Annotated in this window: 4 protein-coding genes and 1 pseudogene; all 5 read right to left on the reverse strand. The window is 41.5% G+C overall.

Features of this window, described 5'->3' with window-relative positions:
- Nucleotides 1-121 precede the first annotated feature (121 nt).
- Nucleotides 122-2,347 (reverse strand): TonB-dependent receptor, encoded by a 2,226-nt coding sequence (locus ABJL82_RS15065; protein ID WP_347275530.1) that lies wholly within the window; start codon nt 2,345-2,347, stop codon nt 122-124.
- Between the two features lie 170 nt (nt 2,348-2,517).
- Nucleotides 2,518-5,415, reverse strand: a complete 2,898-nt coding sequence (locus tag ABJL82_RS15070) for a response regulator (protein WP_347275531.1) — start codon at nt 5,413-5,415, stop codon at nt 2,518-2,520.
- Between the two features lie 13 nt (nt 5,416-5,428).
- Nucleotides 5,429-6,415, reverse strand: coding sequence for an ABC transporter substrate binding protein (locus ABJL82_RS15075; RefSeq protein WP_347275532.1), 987 nt, complete (start codon nt 6,413-6,415; stop codon nt 5,429-5,431).
- A gap of 119 nt (nt 6,416-6,534) precedes the next feature.
- Complete coding sequence (locus tag ABJL82_RS15080; RefSeq protein WP_347275533.1) at nt 6,535-7,413, reverse strand: hypothetical protein; 879 nt, start codon at nt 7,411-7,413, stop codon at nt 6,535-6,537.
- A gap of 103 nt (nt 7,414-7,516) precedes the next feature.
- A pseudogene (locus ABJL82_RS15085) lies at nt 7,517-7,684 on the reverse strand (IS66 family transposase); the annotation flags it as partial.

Consider the following 7,684-nt stretch of genomic DNA (forward strand, 5'->3'; position numbering starts at 1 on the left):
CTTTTGTTGCAGTGTAACAAGCCATTACCGGCATTTGTAAGTCCGTTAGTACAAGGTAGTAATTTTCTGTTGTACAATTATGAGTGCAGAATTTAGGGAATGAGCAGTTGCGATATTTTTTTTAAAAGGCATAAGTCATCCCTATAAAAAAGGTTCTGCCCGGTCTTGGCAAGTCATCCGGAATATAGGTATTTCCGGGATCATCGTAATCCTTGTCGAGCAGGTTATTAACCGTTCCCTGTATCTCCATTGTTTTCCAGAAATCTTTTGCTATGAGAGAAAGATTGAGGAGTGCGTAAGAAGGTAAATCGTCCCTTGAGTCGCCTTCTTCCCGGTAACGTTTTCCGCTCACAAAGGTGCTCAGGTTTGTATTGATATATTTCCATGGCTGCATATTTATCCCGAAGTTCCCTTTATGTTTTGCGACAAAGGGAAGATTTTTTCCGTTCTCGTCATTGGGGTCCTGAAAGGTGTAATTCATAAAGAGGTAATTATTTTTGGTAAAATTGACCCTGCTTTCAAATTCAATCCCGTGGATATACGCATTGCTGTAATTATCATATTGACTATACCCTAGCCCTGTTGACCTTAGGGAAATGAGGTCCGCTATATCATTGTAGAAATAGTTTATCCCGCTTTGTATGGTGTATGTACTTATGTTGTATTTATACTGCAAGCCGATTTCGTAGGTGTCAATTGTTTCAGGTTCTAAGCTGTCGTTTCCCTGAATGGCTGGTTGGTTAGTAATGTACATGTCGGAAAAATTCGGGGCGCGAAATGCCCTTCCGTACAACGATTTGATTGTGGCATTCTCCAGAAATTCCCATGTTATCCCGACACGCGGACTGACCTCGCTGCCGAAATCGCTGTAGTCATCAAAGCGTAATCCCATGGTAAGATTTATCGTTTCCGTGACGTCCCATACATCCTGCAGGTAGGCAGACCAAATCCTTCTTGTTGTTTCTTTCAAAAAGGGGTATGTGTCTGAAAAACTTTGCAGAGAAGAAATTGGTTCATAGGTCAAAGGGTTAAAATTTGCGTAATATTGTATGTTTGTTTGGTGCAGCCACCTGAATTCCATTCCCATAGTAACTATGTTTCCTTCAAATAATTCGATATTTAGCGGGATTTCAGCGCCTGCTATTTTTTGGCTGTATATGCCATTGCCAATCAATCCGTCGGGGTATGTGTAAAATGTTTCATAGAGTCCGTCATTATTGGTATCAAGCGGCAGCGTTGTTCCTTCCGGTAACGATTCAACATAATAGTTGTCATCAAACTGGTCGTAATATATCCTGGGGTTTATAGTAAACTTGTCAGCGAATACTTTTTTATATTTGAGTTCTGTAAATAAATAATTGCTTTCAATATTGGTTTCATTTGTCAGGGCATCCTGGATGCCAAGATAACCTCCCCGGTTTTTGTTCAGATAGAAACCTTCGAAATAAAAGTCCTTGTAATTCGTTTTAAGATTCAGGATGTATTTCCTTCTCCAGTCCTCGGGACTTCCCGGCGCCTCCGACGCCACCGGAAAACCGAAAGAAGAAAACGAATTATCAAGAGAGGTGACAAAATCACTGTTTATGGATTCTTCGTAGCCATTTGTCTCGGTGTAGTGTATCATTCCGGTAACGCTTAATTTTCCGTATTTCTCTCCGAACAGAACATTTCCTTCCATTGTATTAAAACTTCCATAGCCGCTGTTTATCGAAATGCCGCCTGTATCGGGGGCGTCTTTTGTGATGATGTTAATAGCCCCCATAAGGGCGTTTTCTCCATATAATGCAGAGCCAGGCCCTCTGATAATTTCAATTTTGTCAACGTTTTCCAAAGGAAAGTCGTCGAAATTTTGGAATGCCTCTCCCTTATAAGGGTTGTTTACAAAATGTCCGTTAACCATGACCCTTATTCTGTTGTCACTTTCAATACCGCGTACATAGGGAATTACTGCGCCGTATATTCCTCTCTTTGAAATTTCAAATCCAGGTACAGTTCTTAAAAAATCTGTTAGCGTGCGGTGTCCCATGTTCTTTATTTCCTGTCCGGTGATTACAGATACAATACCAGGCGCTTTTTTTACCGGGATATCGTGTCTTGTCGCAATGGCGACCATTGCCCCGGCTTCTTCCTGCAACCATTTCACCTCATCCTGAAATAAACTTTCTGCCTGTGCCAGTTTTACAGTCTTTTCTGTACTTTTTTGTTCTGGAAAAACAATGTCATCGCCACTGTTTTTCCCAATGGATGCAGGGTGTTCGTTTATTGTTTCTTCAGAAAAAACAGGCGATTTACAACCGACAGCGTAACATATGAATACGATAACAGTTAAAATAAAGGGCTTTTGCACGAATATTCTCCTCTCGTTTTTGCTCTCCGCGTTACATTAAAATCATGCGCAGGCTTAGGTTTATAACCTGAACCCATAGTTTATTTGTTATTTGGCGAGTAACGCTACATTTATTTAATGGCAAAATCCCCCTTGCTGGCCTACCAATCTTATTATTGCCGAGTATTGGGTTATTCATATACAACCATCACTTGTTCAATGTACTGTGACATTGCATTAATCCATTTCTGTGATTCTGCTGCGTGTTTGTTTTTAGCGCTTATTTCAAGGAATTTCCCCATGTCGGTAAGTTCGTCAAAGCTATAGCCTCCGCTTGCCCCTTTTAACCGGTGAGCCAGTGTTTCGATTGTTTTGTAGTCTGTGTTTTGTAATGCAGCAGTCATTGTCATTATATCGCTTCGTACGTCTTCAATAAATTCAGGAATAGCATTTTTAAATACCGGATTAATTGAAACAAGTAATTTATTTTCAACAGTAATTTCATTCGTAACTTTATCTGCTAAAAATGCCGCCTTTTCACCGTCTGCCGCCGGTGTGTGATTTGCATGCAAAGGGACATATTTATGTATGACGTCGATAAGCGTTTGTTTTTTTATTGGCTTAATAAGGTGGCAATTGCACCCGGCGTCGATGCTTTTTTGTTCATCTCCTTTAAATGCATGAGCTGTTAATGCAATAACGGGCGTTGCTTTCAACCCGTGTTCCATTTCGTATTTTCTTATTTCCCTTGTTGCCGTATAACCGTCCATTACGGGCATTTGTATATCCATTAATACAAGGTCGTACTTTTCGTTTTTAAATTTTTCCAGACATTCAAGCCCATTTTCCGCCACGTCCACTTTAAAGTTTGTATTCTTAAGATAGGCTTGTATTAGTACCCGGTTGTGATAGTAATCTTCAACTAGCAAGAGCTGCCGGGTGGGAACGCTTTCAGGTATTTGAATAACGGTGCGAGACGCCGGCGCGGTAAACGGTATGGTCTTTTGTGGGTCTATGACGGCGTTAATGCTGGTGAGAAGGTCATATCTTTTGATGGGTTTCACCAGATATGTGGTTATTCCTAATTCTTTTGCCCTTGCGACGTCCCCGCTTTTGTTGTCAGAGGTGAACATCATAATAATCAGACCGGCAAGCTCCGGATCGTTCTTAACGGAATGCGCAATCTGAAACCCGTCCATGCCGGGCATGCGGCAATCCAGGAGAAGGAGGTTGTAAGGTGTTCCGGCGTTCCTTGCCCGTTTGAGTTCGTTTAACCCCTTTTCTCCGTCTTCTGTTTCGGCGGCGGTAATATCCCATCCGTGCAGCATATCACGTAATATCATGCGGTTTGTGGCATTGTCGTCTATTATCAGGACGTCAGGTTTTTCAGCGCCCGATAACGGTACTTCTTTTTGTCCCTGAGGTTTAGGATGAACATCAAGGGTTACGGTAAAATAAAAGTTGCTTCCTTTGCCCGGGGTGCTTTCTACCCAGATTTCTCCATCCATTAATTCAACCAGGCGTTTGCAGATTGCAAGTCCTAGCCCGGTTCCGCCATATTGACGCGTAGTGGAAGAATCCACCTGAGAGAAGATATTAAAAATAATGCCTTGTTTTTCTTCCGGGATGCCTATTCCGGTATCAGAAACTGAAAAAAGCAGCATGCCTTTTTTGCCTGGCAGTTTATTACGTTTTCCCGTCAGAAGAATCTCTCCTGTACTGGTAAATTTAATGGCATTTCCAATTAAGTTTGTTAGTATCTGCTGCAGGCGCACCGGGTCTCCGATAAAAGAAGTAGGAATATCATCGGCTAAATGGCAGTTCAATTCGAGGCCTTTCTCGTGGGCACGGAACGCCATGACTTCGCACGTCTTTTCTATTTGTTCACGCAGATTAAATTCTATGTGTTCAATGGTGATTTGCCCTGCCTCTACTTTGGAAAGATCAAGGATGTCGTTGATTATCTGGAGGAGATTTTCCCCTGCGGTGCGGAACACTTTAACGTATTCAGACTGCTTGGGCGTCAGCGTTGTTTCCCATAATAAGTCTGACATGCCGATAATAGCGTTCATGGGGGTGCGGATTTCATGGCTCATGCTGGCGAGAAATTCGCTTTTGGCATTATTGGCGGCGACTGCTGCTTCCCTGGCTTTTTCCAGTTCCGCTTCAATCCGCTGGCGTTCATAGATTTCCTGCTTTAAAAGATTATTTGATTTCAGTAGTTCCGCAGTCCGTTCCTCCACCCGCATTGCCAGCGAATGGCTGTAATCTTCCAATATTTCATAATAGTTCTTTAACTCCTTTGACATGATGGAGAATGTTTGTGCGAGCACGCCAACTTCATCTTTTGAGTTAAGGATGCTGTCTTCTGAAACGGAAAAATTTCCCTTTGCAATTTCTTGTGCCATTTGCGCCAGTTTGATAAGCGGTTGTGCAAGCCTGGAAGAAAGAAAAAGCACCAGGCATGAACCAATCGCAATAAAGACGATAGTCGTCAGGCCGGAACGTATTATAATGTTGAATATCTGCTCCTTAATTTTGTGGCGCGAAGCGGAGAGTATCTGATAGAGGTTTTCCAGTGAATATCCGAGCCGCAATACTCCCCACTGATCAGCGCTGACGCGGATGGGCACGATAAATTCCATATAGGGCGTCCCATCTTTTTCAAACTCATTGATAGTTGCATTTTTTTGAGCTATCGCAAATGTATCGTCTTTGCCTGAGAGGATACTGTCATTCAGTTCCGGTTTTAATGTGTGAATGAGCGCAAAACCTTTTAAATCAGTGAGGATGATATATTTCAAATCCGTATTTTCCCTCACGGCTTTATTCGTCTTGTTGAAGATATCCAGGAGGTTAAATGATGCAAGCGCATCTTCAACCTGAAATGCCAGATTGTCGGAAAGGGTTTTTCCCTGCTTGCGCAGATTATCCTTTATTAACGCAATCCGTTGTTCAAGTTCCCCTGTCAATATTTCCTTTTGAGAATAAATCTGAACAAGGGTCAATATTGTCAGAAGGCAAATAATCAACCCCAGCATCGTGATAAGAAGTTTCCATTTTATGCTGTTTCTTGTCCGGATATTCATTGTCATATGTTATTTATTCAATAAACTCATTCACGGAGGAAAACGCCTTTGTATTCAGTTTTATGCCATACAGTTCCAGCTTTTCAACGTTTATGGCGATATAAGTGCCTGCCGGATTTTGCACCTTTTCGACAACGTCTTTGTTTGATAAAAGATTTTGCGCTATTTTAACGGCTTGTTTTCCCATTGTGGCGACATCCGCCGAAATGATAAACGATGCGCCGAAATCTGTAAAGAGTTGGTCATAGGAAAAGACAGGTATTTTTCTTGCATCGCATTGAGCAAAGATTTCTTTCACCTGTTCCATACCGGAAAGAATAACCGGGTCTGAAATTAACCAGAGTGCATCAACCTTTGGCAGGAGGTAGTTGAGCGCATTGTTTACCTCCTTTTCTTTTGTGATAGACTTCCCTATAATTTGGATTCCGGCTTGTTCGGCTTCGGTAACCGCAGCCCTGAACCATTCTTTATTGTGATTTTTGCTATAGAGAATGCCCACCGTTTTTATATCAGGAAAGAAATAGCGGTACATCATTGCGTTTGTAAGGGGAGGGACTTCGCTGGCGATAACATATGTTTTGTCGGTTATAGTGAAACGCTGCCAGTTAATACCCAAAGAGTAAATGATATTGGCGTCTTTCGCAACCCTGCATGCCAGAAGATAAGCCTTTGAACCTATAGAAAAAATTATATTGGGATCTTTGTTTAATAGCGCTTTTTCTACGGTCTTTTCATCAAGCCAGTTGCTTCCGATATCAATTTCCGCAACTGCGCCATCAAAATGAGTTTTAAATACGGTTTGTATGAGGGAATATTTTTTTACGGACTCATTGGAATTGATGATCAATGCCCCGCCTTTTTCATCTGCCGGTAACATACGGGACAGAAAAACCGCCGTAACCACCAGCATCGAAAGCGTGATAAGGAGAATACTTTCGGCAGGTTTTTTACGTGCGCAGTTTTTAATCTTTTTTGTCAGATTTTTAACCTTCATGGCCATGAAATACTTTCTATTGTATTACCCTGTAAAAACTTTTTCTTGTAACTTTTTCTTCGTGCCTCTTTTGATCTGTGTAATTTGTGGTTTTTCTTTCTTTTCCGGACTGATGGCTCTACCCGTTAACGCAATAACTCCCAATCACTTTCGTCGAGCATTTTCCAGCCATCAATTCCAAACATCTGAAGATTACTTTTTCCCTCAGGTGTTCTCACCATATTTTTAATTATTTCCAGCAACTCCGTTGCCCCTTTACCGTATTCTGTCGGTATTGCCACAACCGGGAGCAGGGATTTTTCATTTACCGCAAGAATGGAAAGGTTTTTATATAATCCACTATTTATGTCCGCAAGCATCTCAATGCTGTATTCAGTGGTTAATGCTGCCTGGACGAGGCCAAAGCCGACAGAGATAAGCGCATCAATATCCTTGGGAACATTGAGAATTTGAAGTGTTTCGAGAATGTTTTTGTCATTTCCCTTCAGCATAGACTGTAGAAATTTTACCGTGTATTCTTTACTGCCTGAAGAAGCAATGCTGCTGCCCTTCAGCATTGCCAGGGAGTCGATGCTTTTCTTGGCGATAAGCGCCTTTTTTTGTATAGAATTGCCGTCTAATGTGCCTATGAGAACAGGCTTTAGAGAAGTAAAATCTCTTAATTCTTTATAATACCAGCTTGAGAGGATAAAAATGCAATTATGCTGACCCCTGGTTTTGTTCTCAAAAGTTTTTCTATCGCTGAAGGGTTGAAACTGATATGGGCCGGTTTTTTTTAAGTACAGGTCGAATTTTGTTTTCAGAGAGGCATAGTTGTCGATATTTGATTCCGGGTTATAAAAATATATCGTACACTTTGATTCGACAAAGGCCGTGGTTCCAGCGTGGTACGGCAGCAGAGCAAGAAAAAATAACACTATTACACAGGAAAAGGATATCTTTACAGGAATCAGAGAGACGATTCTCCGGAAAAATATTATCTGTAAATGTGTTGGTTTAATCATGTTTTTTTTGTTTCGTATTTTGAACTTCGTATTTAGTGCTTCAAGTTTACTATCGTGTATATTGAAAAATAGTATCTATTCAGCGTATTTTCACCCACTGTCGTTACGAGCTGGCAAAAGCAGGCAACTCACCACGGAATAGCCTCTGTAATACCCGGCTCAAATTTACCCCTTGTTTTCGACAGGTCGAGAGATAACTCCGAATGCGGCAGAAAATTTTCGCTCCCTCCAAAGAACGAAAACTGCCCGATATCTTCTGCTGAACCTTCGT

The organism is Candidatus Kuenenia sp. (assembly GCF_039794105.1).
Classification (GTDB): Bacteria; Planctomycetota; Brocadiia; order Brocadiales; family Brocadiaceae; genus Kuenenia.